This is a genomic window from Streptomyces yokosukanensis (assembly GCF_001514035.1).
Taxonomy (GTDB): domain Bacteria; phylum Actinomycetota; class Actinomycetes; order Streptomycetales; family Streptomycetaceae; genus Streptomyces; species Streptomyces yokosukanensis.
The window spans coordinates 323023-342018 of record NZ_KQ948214.1 but is presented as its reverse complement, the minus strand read 5'-3'; the positions used below and the strand labels follow the sequence as shown (position 1 = coordinate 342018).

Genomic DNA, 18996 nt, shown 5'->3' with positions numbered 1-18996 from the left:
CCCCGCCCGCCGCGGGGGTCAGGTCCGCCCCGCCCGAACGCCGTTCTCCACGAAGGCGACGACGCGGGCCGGCGCGGCGGTGGTGCCCATCAGCTTCATCGGGAAGAAGCCGACCATGAAGCCGGCGGGCGGCAGTGCGCCGAGGTTCTCCAACTGCTGGACGATCAGCACCTCCTTGTCCTTGACCGCGTAGTGGCCGTCCCAGATCTGCCCGGTGTCACCGGTCTCCTGGAACGCCTTGCGCATGGCGGGGATGGGGCGGTCCCAGCCGAGCGCGTCGGTGCCGAGGATCGTCGCGCCGAGGCCGGCGAGGTACCGCGTCCCCGCGCCCGACATGCCGGGGTAGGCGAAGTAGCGCGGGTCGCCGATGGCGTACCGCTCCTGGCCCGTCCGGATCAGCACCGCGTCGCCGTCCCGGATCTCCCGCCCCGTCGCCGCCACGGCGCGCTCCAGGGCCTCGACCGGGATGGCCCCGCCCGGCTCGGTCCAGGCCCGTACGTCGAGCACCAGACCGGGCCGGTACAGCTCCTCCAGGGCGAAGTCGCTCACCGAGCGGGACGGGCGGCCCTCGCAGAACCGGCCGCTGTGCAGCGGCGCGTCGACATGGGTGCCGCAGTGGCTGCTCATCCGGTGCAGGATCTCCCCCGCGGGGCCCTCACCGCCCGGGAGGTCGTCGGCCGTGCAGCCGAAGGAGGCGATCATCAGGTCGCGTCCGGACGTCTCGTGCGGCTGGTACTCCACGCTCGGGGCGATGATGGCGGCCAGGTCGGGCATGTTCTGCGGCACCAGGGCCAGATCGTTCGGGTCGAGTCGGCAGGTGAGGTCGATGAGTGTCATCGTGACTTCCTCCTCTCGGGCGCGGTCGCCCGGTCCGGGGGCGGCGGCTGGCGCAGCAGCCCCCGCAGTTCGGTCTTGAGCACCTTGCCGTAGGCGTTCTTGGGCAGCGCCTCGGCGAAGACGTAGTGACGCGGGCGCTTGAACCGGGCCAGCCGGGCCAGGCAGTGGCTGTCCAGCTCGGCCTCGCCGGCCGTGTCGCCGTCGGCGAGGACGACGAACGCGGCGGGCAGTTCGCCCCACTCCGCGTCCGGTGTCCCGACGACGGCGGCCTCCGCCACCGCGGGGTGGCACAGGAGTACCTCCTCGACCTCCCGCGGATAGATGTTGGAACCCCCCGAGATGATCAGGTCCTTGGCCCGGTCGACGAGGGTGAGCAGGCCGTGCCCGTCCAGCCGGCCGAGATCGCCGGTGTGCAGCCAGCCGCCGCGCACCGTCCGTGCGGTCGCCTCCGGGTCGTTCCAGTAGCCCGCCATCACCGTGTCGCCGCGGACCGCCACCTCGCCCACCGTCCCGGCCGGCACGGGCCGCCCGCGCTCGTCCACGACGCGCACCTCGACACCGGTGCGCGCCGTCCCCACGCTCTGCAACCGCCGCTCCAAGGCGGTCCCGTCAAAGCCTCGGTGATCCTCCGGGCGCAGGTGACAGATCGTGCCGGGCGACTCGCCCTGCCCGTAGCCCTGCCAGAGCCGCTGCGGGCCGAAGCGGGCGATGACCCGCCCGAGGTCCTCGGCGTGCAGGGGAGCGCCGCCGTAGAGGACGCGGTGGACGGACGGGAGCAGCTCGTCCGGCAGCAGCGCGGGGTCCAGCAGCCGCCGCAGGATCGTCGGCACCGCGAAGAACGCCGTCGGGCCGAAGGCCCGCAGCCCCTCGTCCAGCGTGCCCGCGTCCACGACGCCGCCGCGCGGGAACACCTGGGCGCGGGAGCGAGCGACGAAGGCCAGCCCGAACAGCCCGCTGGCGTGGGACATCGGGGCGATGTGCAGGAGCGACGCGTCCACGGCGCCGCCGAGGTCGGCCAGCGCGCTGAGCGTCGCGGCCATCAGGTTGCGATGGGTGAGCGTGGCTCCCTTGGGACGTCCCGTGGTGCCACTGGTGTAGAAGAGCCAGGCGGGGTCCTCGGGCCGGACCTCCGCGGGAGCCGGCCGCGCGGCCGGCTCCGGGCGCCCGGACCCCTCCAGGGAGTCCGCCGCCGCGCACAGCGCCCCCGCCCCGGTCAGGCGCGTGCCGCCCAGGTCCTGTTCGCCGAGCGGGCCGAGCACGTCGTCCGTGGCCACGCACACCCGGGCCGCGCAGTCCGCGACGAGACCGGCGAACTCCCTCGGGTGCAGACGGGCGTTCATCGGGGTCACGGCCAGCCCCGCCCACCACGCTCCGAACATGATCTCCCAGTACAGCGGCGTGTTGCGCAGGGCGAGCGCGACGCGGTCGCCGGGCCGCGCCCCGTGCTCGCGGACCAGCAGCGTGCCGATCGTCCGGGCGCGGTCGGCGAGTTGGGCGTAGCTGCGCAGCACGGTCGTGCCCTCGCAGACCGCCGGTGCGTGGGGGGTGCGGGTGGCCGCCTGGTCAAGGAGCGTCGCGATGTTCATCCGTGCCTCCCGGTGGTGGCCGGGGCCTCCAGCAGGGTGACGGCCAGTGCCGCCTCCTCGTACCCCAGGAACCCGCCGCCGTTCTCGGCCAGCGCGATCCGGGCGCGCGGCACCTGCCGCGCACCGGCCTCGCCGCGCAGCTGGGTGACCAGTTCGTGCAGCTGCCCGACGCCCGTGGCTCCCACGGGATGGCCGTTGCACTCCAGACCGCCTGAGGTGTTGACGGGCAGCCGTCCGCCGAGCGCGGTCTCGCCGCGCTCGGCCGCCACCGCCCCGTCGCCCGCCGCCGTGAGCCCGAGGGCCTCAAGCTGCAGCGCCTCGCCGACGGCCGTGGCGTCGTGCACCTCGGCCACGGACACGTCGTCCGGGCCGAGCCCCGCCTGTTCGTACGCGGCCGTCGCGGCGCGGCGACCGATCGACTCGGCGTCCTCGTCGAGCGCCCGGCCCGAGCCCGAGAGCACCACGCAGGCCCGCAGCCGCACCGCCCGGCGGCGGCCGTCGAGCCGGCGCAGTGCCCGCCGCGAGCACAGCAGGGCGGCGGCGCCGCCGTCGCCGATGGGTGCGCACATCGGCAGGGTCAGGGGCGCCGCGATCTCCCGTGCCGCCAGCACCTGTTCGACGGTGAGCCGGTCCCGGTGGGTGGCCCGCGGATTGAGGGCGGCGTGCCGCCGGTTCTTGACGGTGACGGCCGCGAACTGCCGTGCGGTGACGGCCGGGTGCCGGCGCAGATAGTGGGCGGCGAGCGCGGCGTAGACGTCCATGAACACCGAGCGGGACGCGGCGGGGGCGGTGCCGGTCGCCCCCGCGGCGCCGCGCAGCGCCTTCAGCTCCGCCTCCCAGCGAGTGACGTCCATCCCGGCCAGGAACGCCTCTCGGGTGCGGTCGCCGTCCGCGCCGTACATCTTCTCGGCGCCCAGGGCGAGGGCGAAGTCGCACTGGCCGGCCCGCACGGCGACGGCGGCGAGATGGACCGCGCCGGCCCCGCCGGCGCAGGCGTTCTCGATGTTGAAGACAGGGATGCCCGCCATCCCGAGGCCCCGCAGCGCGACCTGACCGCGGATCAGATGCTGTCCCTCCAGCACGCCCTGGGTGGCGTTGGCGAAGAAGACGCAGCCGACCGCGGACCCGTCGACACCCGCGTCCGCCAGGCACATGGCGAGCGCCTCTCCCGCGAGCGCGGCCACGCCACGGTCCGGGAACCGGCCGTAGGCCGTCCTGCCGACCCCGACGACGTAGACGTCGTCGCTCATGACCGGCCCCGGCCGCTGCCGTTCGGTCCGCCGCCGTGGCCACCGGGGATGCGCACGCGGTTGCGCAGCACCCCGATCCCGTCGACCTCCAGCTCGACCACGTCGCCGTCCCGCAGCCGCTTGCCGAGGTCGAAGGCGGTGCCCGACGGCACGGTGCCCGAGGCCATGACCTCCCCCGCGTGGATCGACCGGCCACGGCTGAAGTGCACGACGGCGTCCTCGAAGCTGTGCTGCATGCCGTCGGTACGACCCCGCGACCACTCCTCGCCGTTGACGCGGGCGGTCATGGTCAGGTCGTAGGGGTCGGGCAGCTCGTCGGAGGTGACGATGCACGGGCCCAGGGCGTTCGAGCCGTCGAAGTCCTTGCCCTCGCCCGGGCCCACGCCGGTGCGCATCAACGCGATCTGGAGGTCGCGCGCGCTCCAGTCGTTGAAGACGGTGTAGCCGAAGATGTGTTCCCGCGCGGCACTCGGGTCCACGTCGCGTGCCGTGCGGCCCAGCACGGCCGCGAACTCCAGTTCGTAGTCCAGTTCCTTGGCGCCCGCCGGGACCTCGATCTCGTCCTCGGGTCCGCTCACGGACAGGTGGTCGCAGGTGTAGTACAGGACGCGTTCGTAGAACAGCGGGTTGAGGTCGAACCGGCCGCTGGCCATGAGCCGTTCGAACTCCGCGTCGGGATCGGCCGCCTCGGCGGCCTGGCGCCGGGCCAGCTCCCGCAGGGCGGCCGCGGCGTGGGCGACGAACAGCCCGCAGTCGCGGATGCGGAGCGGGCGGGGCAGCGGCGCCAGCAGTCGTACCGCGTCCCGGGGGACCAGGGCGCGCTCGGGGCGCAGCGCGCACTGCGTCCGGGCGCGGTCCAGTCCGTCCGCGCCGGAGTCGATCAGCGACTGCATGGTCCGCAGGGCATCGTCCTCGGGGGCCGCGGCGGTGAGGTCGAGGACGGCCGAGTCGTCGTCGAGCAGTGCACCGAGGTGCTGCCGGTCGGGGTGGTCGTCCGCCACGAAGGTGACCAGGCGCATGACGTCTCCTCATCGAGATGTTGGGAGAGGTGCGGTGAAGTGCGGTGCGAGGGAAGGGGGTTGGGGGAGTGGGGTGCGGTGGGGGTGGTCCGAGGGCCGGGGTCCGGAAGCCGAAAAGCAACTGGACATCGGTCCATTCATTGGACGGCCGACACAGGATGTCAAGGGATGCCGCACGCCTTCCCCGCCTGTGCCAGAATCGCGGCATGGCCGGTCGTCGCGAGGAGAGCGCACAGGAGAGCCGCCTGCGCCTGCTGCAGGCCGCGACAGAGTTGGTGGCCGAGGCGGGACCGCGCGCCGCGTCCGTGCAGGCGGTCGCCGACCGCGCCGGCATCAGCCGAGGCTCGGTCTCCTGGCACTTCGGCTCCAAGGACGGGCTGATCGTCGAGGTCATCGACCAGGCGTTCCGGACGGCGCAGCAGGAGTACCGCCGTCGACTGGCCTCCGGCACGCTCTCGTTCGACCTCCTTGTCGACGCGCACCTGGCCGTGGTCGGCGCCCCGTGCGGCCGGGTCCTCACCACGACCCTGCCGGAGGTCATGCGCGCCGAAGGCCCGCTGCGCGACGCCTATCTGCGCGGGTACGAACGCACCCGGCTGCTCTGGGTGGAGTACCTGGAGCAACTGGTGGCGCAGAGTCCGGGGCTGCCGGACGCCAAGCATCTCGCGACGATCCTGTTCGGCAGCGGGATCGGCGTGAACACCCTCCACAGCCTCGACGCGCTGGTCGACCGCGAGGGCGGCCTGGGCGCGCTCAAGCACCTGCTCAACCTGGCCGCGACGGCCACGGCCGCGATGGCCGCGACGGCCACGACTGCGACAGCCACGACCGCGACGGCCACGGCAGCCCCGGCTTCACGTGCGCCGCGGGTTCGCTGACGATCCCGCTGACGGCCCGTCAATCGATGGGCAGGGCACCGGTGATGCCCGCAGGAGGGCCACGGGTGCGGTGAGCGGCTCGGTCAGGAGGACGGCGTCAGTGCGCCGCCGGGGGGACCCTCCGTGCCGCTCAGGCCAGCTCGCGCAGGCCGCGGCCGAGGAGTGCCACGCCCTCGGCGATCGCTCCCGGCGCGGTGGCCGCATAGCCGAGGACGAGACCGGGCGGGCCGGGCAACTGCCGGTGCCAGGAGAGCGGTTGGCACTTCACTCCCCGGGCCAGCGCGGCGGCCGCGACCTCGGTGTCGGGCACGTCCGCGGTGTACGTGACGGTCAGGTGCAGCCCCGCCGCGGCGCCGTGCACGGTCCCGCCGGGCAGATGCTCGGCGAGCGCGGCGATCATCGCGTCGCGGCGGTCGCGGTGCCGGCGACGCAGCAGCCGCAGCTGACGCTCCAGCCCACCGGACTCCATCAGCCGGGCCAGCACCAGCTGCGGCAGCACCGCGTTGCCGAGGTCGTCGAAACGCTTGGCGTCGATCAGTGCCGCGCGGTGGCGGGCCGGAGCCACCAGCCAGCCGATGCGCAGTGCCGGTGCGAGCAGCTTCGAAACGCTGCCCATGTAGCAGACCCGGTCGGCCAGCAGAGCCCGCAGCGCCGGGACCGGGGCCCGGTCGTAGCGGTGCTCCGCGTCGTAGTCGTCCTCCAGGATCAGCCCGCCCTCCCGTGCCCAGCCGAGCAGCTCACGGCGGCGCTCACCGCTGGTCACCACGCCGGTCGGGAACTGGTGGGCCGGAGTCAGCAGCACCGCGCGGGCGCCGGTCGCCCGCAGTGCGTCCACCCGCACCCCCTCCTCGTCGACCGGCACCGGCGGGGTGCCGAGGCCCCCGTTCGCCAGATGCTGGCGGCCTCCGAGCGAGCCCGGGTCCTCCACCGCGACGGCGTCGATGCCGTCCGCCCGCAGCACCTGGTGCAGCAGTGTGAGCGCCTGGGCGGTGCCCGCGACGATCAGCACCTCGTCAGGCGCCACCCGCACGCCCCGCATCCGCGCCAGCCAGTCGGCCACGGCCCGCCGCAGCGCGGGGGCGCCACGGGGGTCGCCGTAGCCGAGGTGCTCGGCGGACAGCTCCGCCAGCACGGCGCGCTCGGCCCGCAGCCAGGCGGTACGCGGGAAGGTGGCGAGATCCGGCCGCCCGGGGGTGAGGTCGACGACGGCCGGGGCGCTGCGCAACGCGTCGAAGACATCCGCACCGGGGGTGCCCGAGAAGGGCGTCGCCCCGCCCCCTGCGACACCGCCCCCGGCCGCGCCCCGCGGCACCGAGGGGGCCGCCACCACCACCGTGCCCCCGCGGCGGCGCCCCTCCAGATGGCCGTCCTCGGCGAGCCGCCGGTAGGCCTCGGTGATCACCCCGCGGGAGACGCGCAGGTCGGCCGCGAGCACCCGGGTGGGCGGGAGTCTGCTGCCGACCGCCAGCCGTCCGTCCGCGATCGCCTGCCGCAGCCGGCCGGCCAGCCACTCCGCCTTCCCGCCGCTGGGCAGGTCGCCGACCGCCAGCTGCAGGAAGTCCGAGCCGCGGCCGGGGTGTTCGCCCGCGGCGGCCGGCGCCTGTCGTTCCCCGTTCACGCCCGTGATGCTGCCATGCGCCGGGCTCACTCGCCGAAGACGAATTCCGGCGCGGTCGCGGTGAGCACGGCCGCCTCCGTGCCGGCCCCCCAGAGCGCCGCCACCTCCGCCTCCACCGTCTTGAGCAGCTCGGGCACGATCTGTGTGCCGCCCTCGTGCATGGCCTCCGCCACCACCAGCACCCGGCGGGTGTGCTCGCCGACCGCCGAGTGGCCGCTCTGGCGGTGGGTCCAGCGCCGGGCGTGCGCCCGGCCCGCCGAGTCGACGAAGGTCACCTCGCCGGGTGCCGGATGCTCGATGCCCCCGCCGAACGCTGTGTACGTCTCCTCTCCGCCGGCCGGCCGCACCTCCAGCAGCGGCTCCGCGACCCGGTCCACGTCGAGGACGGCCACCGGGATCGCGTACGCCACGGACAGCGCGTTGCACAGGTCGACCAGGGGGTGGATGCGCGGCAGCGTCCCCTCCTTGCGCAGCCGGCGCAGCAACGACTCCGAGGCGCACCGGACCTGCGTCGGCTTCAGCCCCATCCGGCTGAACGTCCGCCGCCAGGCCAGCACTTCGGGGAACTCGCCCTCGGTCGCGCCGGACAGCCGGTCCAGGGCGCGGGCGGTGTACTCGGCGGCGCGCGGCCCGGTGTCCGCACGGGCGTCGACGCCGGTGGCGTACAGCGCGCCACAGGCCAGTTCGGGGTACGTCGACCGGATGCTCGCCGCGTGCCGGAATCGCATGCTCGGGTTCTCCTCGGGTTCGGGATCACCACCTTGCCGGGGCGATGGTCCGCTCACCAGGGCCAAAGCCGCAGCGTCCGACCGGTCCATAACCGCGCCCCGAGCACCGGTGCCGCGTGACCCGGCAGATCCGACGGGGGCCGTGTTCCGGGGACGGGCGGGGATGCCCGGGCGTCGGTCGCCCGGGCCCGGTGCCACCGGTAAGCGGCCCGGCCCGACCCTGGGCCGCGGCCCCCGCGCCGCGCGTGGCATCATCGGCCGGGGTCAGGAACGCCGTCGCACGAGGAACACGATGAACCCCGCTCTCACCGCCACCCCGGCCGTCGGTGCCGCTCTGCTGGACGACTTCTCGCTGGAGATGACCGGCAAGGACGTGCCTCGACTGGAGGAGGCGCGGGGCAGCATCCCGCGCGGCACCCGGATCAACATCACCTTCCTCGCCGGCGAGGACCTCGGCATGCGGCTCGCCGCCGCCCGCGCGGTCAAGCGGCTCGGTTTCGTCCCCGTACCCCACATCTCGGCGCGCCGCCTGCCCTCCCGCGCCGCCCTGGAGGAGTTCCTGTCCGGGCTGGCCGCGGACGGCACCGCCGAGAACGTCTTCGTCGTCGGCGGCGACCCCGCCCGGCCCGAGGGCCCCTACGAGGACTCCCTCGCCCTGCTGCGCACCGGACTGCTCCAGGACCACGGCGTCCGCCACATCGGCATCAGCGGCTACCCGGAGGGCCACCCCGTGATAGCCGACCCCGCGCTGTGGTCGGCGCTGACCGACAAGGCGGCGGCCATCGGGGCGCACCGGTTCGGCGGCGATGTCATCACCCAGTTCGGCTTCGACGCCGACCCCGTCCTCACCTGGCTGGAGGCCGCCCGCGAACGGGGCGTGCACCTGCCCGTCCGCATCGGCGTGCCCGGACCGGCGGGGGTACGTCGGCTGCTCGGCTACGCCACCCGGTTCGGCGTCGCGACCAGCGCCTCGGTCGCCCGCAAGTACGGCTTCTCGCTGACCAACCTCATGGGCACGACCGGCCCGGACCGCTTTCTGCACACCTTCGCCCACCGCTACGACCCCGAGCGGCACGGCGTGGTGAAGGTGCACTTCTACACCTTCGGCGGGCTGCGCGACACCGCCGAGTGGATCGCCGGATTCCGGCGGAGCCTCCACGGCAGCGCCTAGCTGGACCGACCCGGGCCGGATCGGCACCGCACCCGCAGCCCGGGTCCGATCGGGAACCCGGCAGGCCGGTGGACGCTGATGTCGGATTTCCGCCAGCGATCGCCGTCCGACGGGCCGATGCTGGAGACATGCAGACAGCGACGCACCTCGACCGGGAACACTGCGTACGCGCCGTGCAGTCCAAGGACGCCCGGTTCGACGGGTGGTTCTTCACGGCGGTCCTGACGACCCGGATCTACTGCCGGCCCAGCTGTCCGGTCGTCCCGCCCAAGCCGGAGAACATGACGTTCTACCCGAGCGCGGCCGCCTGCCAGCAGGCCGGGTTCCGGGCCTGCAAACGCTGCCGCCCGGACACCAGCCCCGGCTCGCCCGAGTGGAACCAGCGCGCCGACCTGGTGGCCCGCGCGATGCGGCTCGTCGCCGACGGCGTCGTGGACCGCGAGGGCGTGCCCGGACTCGCCGCCCGGCTCGGCTACAGCACCCGCCAGGTGGAGCGGCAGCTGCTCGCCGAACTGGGCGCGGGGCCGCTCGCACTCGCCCGTGCCCAGCGCGCCCAGACCGCCCGCCTGCTCATCGAGACGACCACGCTGGCCATGGCGGAGATCGCGTTCGCGGCCGGCTTCTCCTCGATCCGCAGCTTCAACGACACCGTCCGCGAGGTCTTCGCCCTGACCCCGAGCGAGCTGCGCGCCCGCGCGCCGAAGTCCGGGGCCGGCACGCCGGGCGGGCTCAGCCTGCGGCTGCCGTTCCGTGCCCCGCTCAACCCCGCCAACCTCTTCGGCCATCTCGCCGCCACCGCCGTACCCGGCGTCGAGGAGTGGCTGCCCGACTGCCTCGACGGCACGGACGGCGCCCCCACCGGCGCCTACCGGCGCACGCTGCGACTGCCGTACGGCCATGGGATCGTCTCCCTCGCCCCGCGCCCCGACCACATCGCCTGCCGGCTCACGCTCAGCGATCTGCGCGATCTGACCGTGGCGATCAGCCGCTGCCGCCGCATGCTCGACCTGGACGCCGACCCGGTCGCCGTCGACGACCGGCTGCGCACCGATCCGCTGCTCGCGCCGCTGGTCGACCGGGCGCCCGGCCGCCGGGTGCCGCGCACGGTCGACGAGGCCGAGTTCGCCGTCCGTGCCGTACTCGGGCAGCAGGTGTCCACGGCCGCCGCCCGCACCCACGCGGCCCGGCTGGTCCAGGCGCACGGCAAGCCCCTGGACGACCCCGAGGGCGGGCTCACCCACCTCTTCCCGGCGCCCGAGGCGCTGGCCGCCGTCGACCCCGAGACCCTGGCGATGCCGCGCACCCGGCGCACCACCTTCACCACTCTCGTCCGCCAACTCGCCGACGGCACCCTCCACCTGGGCGTCGAGTCCGACTGGGCCGAGGCCCGCGCCCGGCTGCTGGCCCTGCCCGGCTTCGGGCCCTGGACGGTCGACGTGATCGCCATGCGCGCCCTCGGCGACCCCGACGCCTTCCTCGCCACCGACCTCGGCATCCGGCGCGCGGCCCAGGAACTGGGACTGCCCTCCACCCCGGCCGCGCTCACCGCCCGCGCCGAGGCCTGGCGGCCCTGGCGGGCGTACGCCGTCCAGTATCTGTGGGCGACCGACAGCCACCCCATCAACTTCCTTCCCGTGTAAGAAGGTTCCTCCATGACGTCCCACACCGTGATCGACAGCCCGTACGGCCCGCTCACCCTGGTCGCCGACACCGACGGCGCCCTGTGCGGCCTGTACATGACCGGCCAGCGCCACCGGCCGCCCGAGGAGGACTTCGGTCCGCGCGAGGACGACCTGCCCTGCTTCGGCGTGGCGCGGGAGCAGCTGTCGGCCTACTTCGCGGGCGAGCTGAAGGAGTTCACCCTCGAACTCGTCCTGAAGGGAACGCCGTTCCAGCGCAGCGTCTGGGAACAGCTCACCCGCATCCCCTACGGCGAGACCCGCACCTACGGCCAGCTCGCCGACGCCCTCGGCAACCCCCAGGCCTCCCGCGCGGTCGGCCTCGCCAACGGCCGCAACCCCGTCGGCATCATCGTCCCCTGCCATCGCGTGGTCGGCTCCGACGGCAGCCTCACCGGCTACGGCGGCGGCCTGGACCGCAAGCGCCGTCTGCTGGACTTCGAACAGGGCGCGGCGCTGTTCTCGTCGTGAGCCCACGGCGGACGGCCCGGTGCGGCGCCGGTGCCCCGCCCAGCCCGGTCGGACTCGTCCTCCTCAGGCTCACCGGGCGGTCCGGCCCAGCCGGTCCAGCAGCGGGGGCAGGGCCGTGCCGATCGGCTCGCGCACGACCTCGTGGGCCAGCTCGTCGTACGGTGTCGGCTCGGCGTTGACGATGATCAGATGCGCGTCGTTCTCGGCGGCGACGCCGACCAGCCCGGCCGCGGGCTGCACCTGCAGACTGCTGCCCACGGCGAGGAACACGGTGCACGCCTTGCTGATCGCCAGGGCCTCGCCGAGCACCACCGGATCCAGCCGCTCGCCGAACATGACCGTCGCCGACTTCAGGATGCCCCCGCACTCCCGGCACTCCGGGTCCGCCTCACCGGCCTCGACCCGGGCGAGGGCGTCCTCCATCGTCCCGCGCGCATGACACCGGGTGCACACGACACTGCGTGCGCTGCCGTGCAGTTCGAGCACCTTCCGGGCGGGCATCCCGGCCAGCTGGTGCAGCCCGTCCACGTTCTGCGTGAGCACCCGCACCGGGGTGCCGGACTTCTCCAGCTCGGCGACGGCCCGGTGCGCGGCGTTCGGCTCGGCCTGGAGCGTGCGGTTCCTGCGCCGCAGCTGCCAGGAGCGCCGCCGGATCTCGGGGTCCGCCATGTAGTACTCGTACGTGACCAGCTTCTCGGCCTCGGGGTCCTTCCGCCACAGTCCGTTCGGACCGCGGTAGTCGGGGATCCCCGAGTCGGTGGAGATCCCTGCGCCGCTGAGTATGGCTACGAGAGGCCTGTTCATGGGCCGAGGGTAGGGCGCCCGGCGGCCCGGAGCGAGCGGAATTCGACGGCGCCCGGCCGGCGCAGAACGCTGCGCGGGCGCCACCCGAACGCCTGCCGATAAAATTCGGTGTGCCGGGTCACGGCCGGGCCCGAAACCCTCGTGAGGGGAGCGGCGCCGTGAGACTCACGGGACGCGCGTTGCGTCTGACGATCTTCGTCGACGACACCGACACGTGGCATCACAAGCCACTGTTCACGGAGATCGTGCACCGTGCCCACCGGGCCGGGCTGGCCGGGGCGACGGTGCTGCACGGTGTGGAAGGGTTCGGCGCGAGTTCCGTCGTCCATACGACACGCCTGCTGTCCTTGGCGGACGACCTGCCGGCGGTGGTCGTCATCGTCGACGAGGAGGAACGGATCCGCGCCTTCATGACGGAGCTGGAGGAACTGCCCATCGACGGTCTGGTCACCGTGCAAGAGGTCGAAGTGGTCCGTTACGGAGGCCGGAAGGCCGAGAGCGGATGAGACGGCGCCGCGGGCCGCACGGGTGAGGGCCGGGCCGTCAGGCCACCCGGTGGCCGTTCTCCAGTTCCGTCGTGGCCGAGCCGTCCGCGAGGACGTCCAGCGCGGTCAGGACCCGGCGGCCGAGGGCCCCGGGCAGATGGTCGGTGATCTCCTCGCGGGGCACCAGACGCCAGGACAGCAGCTCCTCCTCCTGCAGCCGGATCGCCTTGAGGTCGGCCTCTTCGAGGACACCGCCGTCGTACAGGTACGCCACCAGCGGCGGCCGGCCCGGGCCCTGCACCCAGTCCACGGTCAGCAACCGGCCGAGTTCCCGGTCGAGCCCGATCTCCTCCAGCGTCTCCCGGCGCGCGCCCTGGCGCGGGGTCTCCCCGTCGTCCGACTCGACCGTGCCGCCCGGAAGCGCCCAGCCCTCGCGGTAGTTGGGCTCGACCAGCAGCACGCGCCCCGCACCGTCCCGGAAGAGTGCGGCGGCACCGGCGAGGACACGGGGCAGGCTCGCGATGTACGCGGCGAAATCAGGAGTCGTGGTCATTCAGGAAGGGTAACCAGCCGCCGCACCCTCACGGCCCCGCCGTCGCCAGGCGCAGGGTGCGTTCCGCCAGCGCACTGATCCGTACGCCGTCGAAGCCGAACACGGCGCTGCGGACCGTGTCCCGAAGCGGCTCCGTCCACCGGGCGGGGATCGCGGCCGCGCCGGTCAGGACCCCGGCCACCGAGCCGGCCGTCGCCCCGTTGGAATCGGTGTCCAGGCCGCCACGCACGGTCAGCGCGAGGGTCCGGGTGAAGTCGCCGTCGCCGTACAGCAGCCCGGCGGTGAGGACGGCGGCGTTCGGCACGGTGTGGATCCAGCCGAGCCCGGCCGTCTGCGCGGTCAGCTCGGCCAGGGTCTCCTCCCAGGGCAGCCGGGTCTCGTGCAGGGCCATGACCCGCCGCACGGTACGGGCGAGCCGGCTGCTCGCCGGGATCACGCCGAGCGCGCTCTCCAGGGCCTCCCGCACGGTCGGCGCGGTGAACGCGGCCGAGATCAGCGCCGCCGCCCACATGGCGCCGTAGACGCCGTTCCCGGTGTGCGACAGCACCGCGTCCCGGCGGGCGAGGCCGGCGGCGCGCACCGGGTCGCCGGGGCTGGTCCAGCCGTGCACGTCGGCACGGATCAGCGCGCCGATCCACTCCTGGTACGGATTGTCGTACGTCGCCGTCAGCGGCGGCTTCAGCCCGTTCGCGAGATTGCGGTACGCCGCCCGCTCCGCGGTGAAGGTCTGCAGGTACGGCAGTCGCAGCAGCCACAGCTCACCGACCTGCTCGGTGCTGAAGCCGAAGCCGTACGTCTCCAGCAGGTGCAGGCCGAGGATCGCGTAGTCGACGTCGTCGTCGCGCACACTGCCGTGGACCCGGCCCCGTACGCACTGGCGCCACTCCGGGCGCAGTACGGCGGCGTCGGCCGGGTCGGCGGGCTCGGGCAGGTAGTCGGTGAGCGGCAGGGCCGCGGCCTTGCGCAGATAACGGTCGATGCGCTCACGGGTCCACACCTCGCCCTGCTCGATGGGCTTGCCGAGCATGTTGCCCGCGATCCGGCCGAGCCAGCCGCCGTGGATCCGGTCGGCGAGGTCGGCGGATCCGGGGCGCTCGCTGGTCATGGCTGGGGTCTACCCGTTTTCCCCAGGACGTTCCCAGGCGCTTCCCAGCCTTCGGGCGGAGCATGACGACGGGGGCCGCTTGAGGTTATGGTCGCAACGGCGCGACTGGCCCTGACGTGCGCGGGGCCCGGAGAGCAAGGGGAAAGCAAGGTGGCGGACGCTGCAGTGGACGAGACCCGTCGGGTGCTCATCGCCGCGGACAAGTTCAAGGGCTCGCTGACGGCCGTGCAGGTCGCCGAGCGGGTGACAGCCGGGCTGCGCCGGGTCGTACCGGACCTCCGGGTCGAAGCGCTGCCCGTGGCCGACGGCGGCGACGGGACCGTGGACGCGGCGGTCGCGGCAGGCTTCGAGCGCCGCACGGTCCAGGTCGCCGGGCCGCTCGGGCAGGAGGTGACGGCCGCGTTCGCGCTGCGCGGCGACACCGCGGTCGTGGAGATGGCCGAGGCCAGCGGTCTGCAACGGCTGCCGGCCGGGGTCTTCGCGCCCCTTGGGGCCTCGACGTACGGCTCCGGCGAGCTGCTGCGGGCCGCGCTCGACGCGGGCGCGCGGACCATCGTGTTCGGCGTCGGCGGCAGCGCCACGACGGACGGCGGCGCGGGCATGCTGTCGGCGCTCGGCGCGCGGTTCCTGAACGAGGCCGGCGACCCGGTGTCCCCGGGCGGCGGTGGCCTCGCCGAGCTGGCGAGCGCCGATCTGTCGGACCTGGATCCCCGGCTCGCCGAGGTCGAGCTGGTCCTGGCGAGCGACGTGGACAACCCGCTGACCGGCCCGAAGGGCGCGCCGGCCGTGTACGGCCCGCAGAAGGGCGCCTCCCCGGACGACGTGGAGACCCTGGACGCGGCGCTCGCGCACTTCGCCGAGGTGCTGGAGGCGGCCGTGGGGCCGCGGGCGGCCGAGTACGCGGCGGCACCGGGCGCGGGCGCGGCGGGCGGCATCGGCTACGGCGCGCTGCTCCTGGGCGCCCGTTTCCGGCCGGGCATCGAGGTCATGCTGGACGTCCTCGGCTTCGCGCCCGCGCTCGACCGGGCGGCTCTGGTGATCACCGGTGAGGGATCGCTGGACGAGCAGACCCTGCACGGGAAGGCACCGGCCGGTGTCGCCGCGGCCGCGCGCGCCGCGGGCAAGGCCGTGGTGGCGGTGTGCGGGCGGCTGGCGCTGGAGCCCGCGGCGCTCGAGCGGGCCGGGATCGAGCGGGCGTACCCGCTGACGTCCGTCGAGCCGGACGTGGCCAAGTGCATCGCCGACGCGGGTCCGATCCTGGAACAGGTCGCCGCCCGCATCGCCGAGGACCGCCTGCGCTGAGGCATCTGGGGGGCTCCGCCCCCAGATGGGCCGTACAGCAGGTGGGCCGCACGAGCGAGGGGCCCCGGACCGTCGACCGGTCCGGGGCCCCTCGGCACAAGCGCCGCCAGGCGAGCGCGCCGCTACGGCAACTGCGCCGCCCGCGCCTCACGTCGGTTGTCGCGGAAGTTGTTCACCCGCCGAGCCGTGGCGAACAACGGAATCACCGCGCCCATGACCAGCTGCAGCGCACAGCCCGTCTGCAGCAGCAGCTGCCCGCTCGGCGCGTCGAAGGCCCACGCGGCCAGCAGACCCATCGAGAGCACGATCCAGGACAGCATGGCCCCGGCGAGGCGCCCCCGCGGCTTCGGGTACTCGACCCGGCTCACCATCAGCCACGCCGTACCGAGGATCGCGAGCAGCGTCGCCACGAAAGGCAGCTCCAGCAGCACGATGGAGACCACCGTCAGCGCGCCGAACGGCGAGGGCATGCCCTGGAACATGCCGTCCTTCATCGTCACGCACGAGAAGCGGGCGAGTCTGAGCACCACCGCCAGCAGCACCACGATCGCGCCCAGCGCCGCCATCCGCTGGTGCGCGTCGTCCGCGACCATGCCGTAGACGAGTACGAAGTACGCGGGCGCGAGGCCGAAGCTGATCAGGTCGGAGAGGTTGTCCAGCTCCGCGCCCATGGGCGAGGAGCGCAGCTTCCGTGCGACCAGCCCGTCGAACAGGTCGAAGACGGCCGCGCAGAGCATCAGGATGACGGCCGTGGCGGCACTGTGCCGTGCCATGCCCGCGGACTCGTCGTTGCCTGTCAGGTGCGGGATCAGGATGCCGGTGGTGGTGAAGTACACCGCCATGAAGCCGCACGTCGCATTGCCCAGCGTGAGGGTGTCCGCTATCGACAGGCGGAGAGAAAGAGGCATCTCCTCCTCGTCGTCCACCTCGTCGGCCTCGGGCACCCAGCCCGCCTGGGTCTCCGGATCAATCACGGTCAATGCGAGTCACCCCAGCCACGGTCTTCTGACCGACCTCGACCGCGACCTCCACGCCCTCGGGCAGGTAGAGGTCGACACGCGAGCCGAAGCGGATCAGACCGATTCGGTCGCCCTGCTCGACCTTCGTGCCCTCAGGGATGTAGGGCACGATGCGGCGGGCCACCGCGCCGGCGATCTGGATCATCTCGATGTCGCCGAGTTCGGTGTCGAAATGCCAGACTACGCGCTCGTTGTTCTCGCTCTCCTTGTTGAAAGCCGGAACAAAGCCGCCGGGGATGTGCTCGACGGACGTCACCGTGCCCGCGAGGGGCGCGCGGTTGACGTGGACGTTCAGCGGGCTCATGAAGATCGCGACGCGGGTGCGTCCGTCCTTCCACGGCATGATGCTCTGCACCACACCGTCGGCGGGCGAGATCACCCGGCCGGAGCCGATCTCGCGCTCGGGGTCGCGGAAGAACCACAGCATGCCCGCCGCGAGCGCGGTGGCGGGCACGGCCACGGCCTTGGCCGCGCCGGAGCGGCGGGCCCGGGCCAGGCTGAGGGCTGCGGTGGCGACGGTCGGGAGAAGCCACGGCGATGCTCCGCGCGCGAGGCGTACGCCGGCTCGGCTGTCGCGAGGTGCAGAGGTTTGGCTGTGGGGCATGGATGACCTTCGTAGCGGATGATGCCGCGCAAGACGGGGGACGGCGGCTTTCCGGGGATCGTACCGGTCGCGGGCTGCAACTGGGCAAGCCAGCCAGCCGAGTCGGCGGCCGAAGACCGTCTACGGGGTGTGATCTTCTTCTCGAAGAAAACACCCCATACTCGGACATTCAGCCCTGGAATCGATACTCTTCGAGCAACCTGCGCCCGATGATCATTTTCTGGATCTCGGCGGTACCTTCACCGATGAGCAGCATCGGGGCCTCGCGGTAGAGGCGCTCGATCTCGTACTCCTTGGAGAAGCCGTAGCCGCCGTGGATCCGGAAGGCGTCCTCCACGACCTCCTTGCAGTACTCGGAGGCGAGGTACTTCGCCATCCCGGCCTCGAGGTCGTTTCGCTCGCCGGAGTCCTTCTTGCGTGCAGCGTTGACCATCATCGCATGCGCGGCCTCGACCTTGGTGGCCATTTCCGCCAGTTTGAACTGAATGGCCTGGTGCTGGGCGATCGGCTTGCCGAAGGTGTGCCGCTGCTGGGCGTACTGCACACCCAGCTCGAAGGCGCGCTGGGCGACACCGCAGCCACGCGCCGCCACATTGACCCGGCCGACCTCGACACCGTCCATCATTTGGTAAAAACCCCGGCCGGTGACGCCGCCGAGCACCCGGTCGGCCGGGAGGCGCAGACCGTCCATGATCAGCTCGGTGGTGTCGACGCCCTTGTAGCCCATCTTCTCGATCTTGCCCGGGATCGTGAGGCCGGGGCGGACCTCGCCGAAGCCGGGCTCCTTCTCGATCAGGAAGGTCGTCATCGACTTGTGGGGCGCCGTGCCCTCGGGGTGGCCTTCGTCACTGCGGACGAGAACGGCCACGAGGGAGGACGTGCCGCCGTTCGTCAGCCACATCTTCTGGCCGGTCAGGACGTACTCGTCGCCCTCCTTGACCGCCTTCGAGGTGATCGCCGACACATCGGAGCCGAGGGCCGGCTCCGACATCGAGAAGGCGCCCCGGATGTCGCCGGCCGCCATCCTCGGCAGGAAGTGGTCCTTCTGCTCCTGCGTGCCGTGCTGCTTGAGCATGTACGCGACGATGAAGTGGGTGTTGATGATGCCGGACACCGACATCCAGCCGCGGGCGATCTCCTCCACGCACAGGGCGTAGGTGAGCAGCGACTCGCCCAGGCCGCCGTACTCCTCGGGGATCATCAGACCGAACAGCCCGAGTTCCTTCAGGCCGTCCACGATCGCTTGCGGGTACTCGTCGCGGTGCTCCAGCTCGGTCGCGACAGGAATGATCTCTTTGTCGACAAAGTCCCGGACGGTGGAGAGGATCTCCTGCTGGACGTCGGTCAGACCGGCGGTCTGGGCGAGGCGCGCCATTACTTCTCCTGCTGCTTCAGCTCGGGGCGGCCCGGCTGCTCGCCGCCGCGCTCCTTGATGTACGTCTCGGTCGGCACCATGACCTTGCGGCGGAAGACGCAGACGAGCGTGCCGTCCTGCTTGTAGCCCTTGGTCTCGACGTAGACGATGCCGCGGTCGTCCTTCGACTTCGACGGCCACTTGTCGAGCACGGTCGTCTCGCCGTAGAGCGTGTCGCCGTGGAAGGTCGGCGCCACGTGCTTGAGCGACTCGATCTCCAGGTTGGCGATCGCCTTGCCGGAGATGTCCGGCACGGACATGCCGAGCAGCAGCGAGTAGATGTAGTTCCCGACGACGACGTTCTTGCCGAAGTCCGTCGTCCTCTCCGCATAGTTCGTGTCCATGTGGAGCGGGTGGTGGTTCATCGTGAGGAGACAGAACAGGTGGTCGTCGTACTCGGTGACCGTCTTGCCGGGCCAGTGCTTGTACGTCGCCCCGACCTCGAACTCCTCGTAGGTGCGTCCGAACTGCAT

Annotated in this window: 19 protein-coding genes; 6 read left to right on the top strand and 13 right to left on the bottom strand. The window is 73.0% G+C overall.

Features of this window, described 5'->3' with window-relative positions:
• Nucleotides 1-18: 18 nt before the first annotated feature.
• From AQI95_RS23700 to AQI95_RS23685, 4 genes are read right to left on the bottom strand one after another with little or no spacing between them, the layout of a single operon-like run.
• Nucleotides 19-837: a cyclase family protein gene (locus AQI95_RS23700; RefSeq protein ID WP_067127135.1), complete on the bottom strand. Its 819-nt coding sequence runs from the start codon at nucleotides 835-837 to the stop codon at nucleotides 19-21.
• Nucleotides 834-2423 (bottom strand): AMP-binding protein, encoded by a 1590-nt coding sequence (locus tag AQI95_RS23695; RefSeq protein WP_067127132.1) that lies wholly within the window; start codon nucleotides 2421-2423, stop codon nucleotides 834-836. The genes AQI95_RS23700 and AQI95_RS23695 overlap by 4 nt, the downstream gene beginning before the upstream one ends.
• Complete coding sequence (locus tag AQI95_RS23690; RefSeq protein ID WP_067127129.1) at nucleotides 2420-3673, bottom strand: thiolase family protein; 1254 nt, start codon at nucleotides 3671-3673, stop codon at nucleotides 2420-2422. Before AQI95_RS23690 ends, AQI95_RS23695 begins: the two co-directional genes overlap by 4 nt.
• Nucleotides 3670-4692: a fumarylacetoacetate hydrolase family protein gene (locus AQI95_RS23685; RefSeq protein WP_067127126.1), complete on the bottom strand. Its 1023-nt coding sequence runs from the start codon at nucleotides 4690-4692 to the stop codon at nucleotides 3670-3672. Before AQI95_RS23685 ends, AQI95_RS23690 begins: the two co-directional genes overlap by 4 nt.
• 206 nt (nucleotides 4693-4898) lie before the next feature.
• Here AQI95_RS23685 and AQI95_RS23680 point away from each other — a divergent pair, with 206 nt between their 5' ends.
• Nucleotides 4899-5570 carry a TetR/AcrR family transcriptional regulator gene (locus AQI95_RS23680; protein WP_067127123.1) on the top strand — a complete coding sequence of 224 codons (672 nt, stop codon included), beginning with the start codon at nucleotides 4899-4901 and terminating at the stop codon, nucleotides 5568-5570.
• Nucleotides 5571-5700: 130 nt separating this feature from the next.
• Here the strand turns inward: AQI95_RS23680 and pdxR are convergent, their stop codons facing one another.
• Both pdxR and AQI95_RS23670 read right to left on the bottom strand, forming a co-directional pair.
• A complete protein-coding gene (pdxR, locus tag AQI95_RS23675; RefSeq protein ID WP_067127537.1) occupies nucleotides 5701-7188 on the bottom strand; it encodes a MocR-like pyridoxine biosynthesis transcription factor PdxR in 1488 nt (495 codons plus the stop codon).
• Nucleotides 7189-7214: 26 nt separating this feature from the next.
• Nucleotides 7215-7916 carry a B3/B4 domain-containing protein gene (locus tag AQI95_RS23670; RefSeq protein WP_079071418.1) on the bottom strand — a complete coding sequence of 234 codons (702 nt, stop codon included), beginning with the start codon at nucleotides 7914-7916 and terminating at the stop codon, nucleotides 7215-7217.
• A 292-nt stretch (nucleotides 7917-8208) separates the two neighbouring features.
• Between AQI95_RS23670 and AQI95_RS23665 the strand changes: the two genes are divergently transcribed.
• The 3 genes from AQI95_RS23665 to AQI95_RS23655 all read left to right on the top strand — a co-directional run bounded on the left by AQI95_RS23665 (nucleotide 8209) and on the right by AQI95_RS23655 (nucleotide 11237).
• Entirely contained in the window at nucleotides 8209-9087 is an 879-nt protein-coding gene (locus AQI95_RS23665; RefSeq protein WP_067127120.1) for a methylenetetrahydrofolate reductase, read from the top strand.
• Nucleotides 9088-9215: 128 nt separating this feature from the next.
• On the top strand, nucleotides 9216-10727 hold the full coding sequence (locus AQI95_RS23660) for an AlkA N-terminal domain-containing protein (protein WP_067127114.1): 1512 nt from the start codon (nucleotides 9216-9218) through the stop codon (nucleotides 10725-10727).
• Nucleotides 10728-10739: 12 nt separating this feature from the next.
• Nucleotides 10740-11237, top strand: a complete 498-nt coding sequence (locus AQI95_RS23655; protein ID WP_067127112.1) for a methylated-DNA--[protein]-cysteine S-methyltransferase — start codon at nucleotides 10740-10742, stop codon at nucleotides 11235-11237.
• 69 nt (nucleotides 11238-11306) lie between these two features.
• Here the strand turns inward: AQI95_RS23655 and AQI95_RS23650 are convergent, their stop codons facing one another.
• Entirely contained in the window at nucleotides 11307-12041 is a 735-nt protein-coding gene (locus AQI95_RS23650; RefSeq protein WP_067127108.1) for an SIR2 family NAD-dependent protein deacylase, read from the bottom strand.
• 158 nt (nucleotides 12042-12199) lie between these two features.
• Between AQI95_RS23650 and AQI95_RS23645 the strand changes: the two genes are divergently transcribed.
• Nucleotides 12200-12547 carry a DUF190 domain-containing protein gene (locus AQI95_RS23645; RefSeq protein WP_067127105.1) on the top strand — a complete coding sequence of 116 codons (348 nt, stop codon included), beginning with the start codon at nucleotides 12200-12202 and terminating at the stop codon, nucleotides 12545-12547.
• 37 nt (nucleotides 12548-12584) lie between these two features.
• Here AQI95_RS23645 and AQI95_RS23640 read toward each other — a convergent pair whose 3' ends face one another.
• Both AQI95_RS23640 and AQI95_RS23635 read right to left on the bottom strand, forming a co-directional pair.
• The gene (locus AQI95_RS23640; protein ID WP_067127102.1) at nucleotides 12585-13079 is read right to left on the bottom strand and encodes an NUDIX domain-containing protein; all 495 of its coding nucleotides are present in this window, start codon (nucleotides 13077-13079) and stop codon (nucleotides 12585-12587) included.
• 28 nt (nucleotides 13080-13107) lie between these two features.
• Nucleotides 13108-14184 (bottom strand): ADP-ribosylglycohydrolase family protein, encoded by a 1077-nt coding sequence (locus tag AQI95_RS23635; RefSeq protein ID WP_067127099.1) that lies wholly within the window; start codon nucleotides 14182-14184, stop codon nucleotides 13108-13110.
• A gap of 150 nt (nucleotides 14185-14334) precedes the next feature.
• Between AQI95_RS23635 and AQI95_RS23630 the strand changes: the two genes are divergently transcribed.
• Complete coding sequence (locus AQI95_RS23630; protein WP_244188823.1) at nucleotides 14335-15486, top strand: glycerate kinase; 1152 nt, start codon at nucleotides 14335-14337, stop codon at nucleotides 15484-15486.
• A gap of 122 nt (nucleotides 15487-15608) precedes the next feature.
• Here the strand turns inward: AQI95_RS23630 and pssA are convergent, their stop codons facing one another.
• From pssA to AQI95_RS23610, 4 genes are all read right to left on the bottom strand, one after another.
• Nucleotides 15609-16430 carry a CDP-diacylglycerol--serine O-phosphatidyltransferase gene (gene pssA / locus AQI95_RS23625; protein ID WP_031224460.1) on the bottom strand — a complete coding sequence of 274 codons (822 nt, stop codon included), beginning with the start codon at nucleotides 16428-16430 and terminating at the stop codon, nucleotides 15609-15611.
• A 22-nt stretch (nucleotides 16431-16452) separates the two neighbouring features.
• The gene (locus AQI95_RS23620) at nucleotides 16453-17109 is read right to left on the bottom strand and encodes a phosphatidylserine decarboxylase (RefSeq protein ID WP_067127091.1); all 657 of its coding nucleotides are present in this window, start codon (nucleotides 17107-17109) and stop codon (nucleotides 16453-16455) included.
• A 169-nt stretch (nucleotides 17110-17278) separates the two neighbouring features.
• Nucleotides 17279-18484: an acyl-CoA dehydrogenase family protein gene (locus AQI95_RS23615; protein WP_067127088.1), complete on the bottom strand. Its 1206-nt coding sequence runs from the start codon at nucleotides 18482-18484 to the stop codon at nucleotides 17279-17281.
• A complete protein-coding gene (locus AQI95_RS23610; RefSeq protein WP_067127085.1) occupies nucleotides 18484-18996 on the bottom strand; it encodes a MaoC family dehydratase in 513 nt (170 codons plus the stop codon). Before AQI95_RS23610 ends, AQI95_RS23615 begins: the two co-directional genes overlap by 1 nt.

What these genes read in the sequence shown, in the direction of transcription:
- AQI95_RS23635 (WP_067127099.1), bottom strand. Translation starts at nt 14,184, where the DNA reads ATGACCAGCGAGCGCCCCGGATCCGCCGACCTCGCCGACCGGATCCAC.
- AQI95_RS23695 (WP_067127132.1), bottom strand. Translation starts at nt 2,423, where the DNA reads ATGAACATCGCGACGCTCCTTGACCAGGCGGCCACCCGCACCCCCCAC.
- AQI95_RS23665 (WP_067127120.1), top strand. Translation starts at nt 8,209, where the DNA reads ATGAACCCCGCTCTCACCGCCACCCCGGCCGTCGGTGCCGCTCTGCTG.
- AQI95_RS23660 (WP_067127114.1), top strand. Translation starts at nt 9,216, where the DNA reads ATGCAGACAGCGACGCACCTCGACCGGGAACACTGCGTACGCGCCGTG.
- AQI95_RS23685 (WP_067127126.1), bottom strand. Translation starts at nt 4,692, where the DNA reads ATGCGCCTGGTCACCTTCGTGGCGGACGACCACCCCGACCGGCAGCAC.
- AQI95_RS23680 (WP_067127123.1), top strand. Translation starts at nt 4,899, where the DNA reads ATGGCCGGTCGTCGCGAGGAGAGCGCACAGGAGAGCCGCCTGCGCCTG.
- AQI95_RS23615 (WP_067127088.1), bottom strand. Translation starts at nt 18,484, where the DNA reads ATGGCGCGCCTCGCCCAGACCGCCGGTCTGACCGACGTCCAGCAGGAG.
- AQI95_RS23620 (WP_067127091.1), bottom strand. Translation starts at nt 17,109, where the DNA reads ATGCCCCACAGCCAAACCTCTGCACCTCGCGACAGCCGAGCCGGCGTA.
- AQI95_RS23650 (WP_067127108.1), bottom strand. Translation starts at nt 12,041, where the DNA reads ATGAACAGGCCTCTCGTAGCCATACTCAGCGGCGCAGGGATCTCCACC.
- AQI95_RS23700 (WP_067127135.1), bottom strand. Translation starts at nt 837, where the DNA reads ATGACACTCATCGACCTCACCTGCCGACTCGACCCGAACGATCTGGCC.
- AQI95_RS23690 (WP_067127129.1), bottom strand. Translation starts at nt 3,673, where the DNA reads ATGAGCGACGACGTCTACGTCGTCGGGGTCGGCAGGACGGCCTACGGC.
- AQI95_RS23610 (WP_067127085.1), bottom strand. Translation starts at nt 18,996, where the DNA reads ATGCAGTTCGGACGCACCTACGAGGAGTTCGAGGTCGGGGCGACGTAC.
- AQI95_RS23670 (WP_079071418.1), bottom strand. Translation starts at nt 7,916, where the DNA reads ATGCGATTCCGGCACGCGGCGAGCATCCGGTCGACGTACCCCGAACTG.
- AQI95_RS23640 (WP_067127102.1), bottom strand. Translation starts at nt 13,079, where the DNA reads ATGACCACGACTCCTGATTTCGCCGCGTACATCGCGAGCCTGCCCCGT.
- AQI95_RS23655 (WP_067127112.1), top strand. Translation starts at nt 10,740, where the DNA reads ATGACGTCCCACACCGTGATCGACAGCCCGTACGGCCCGCTCACCCTG.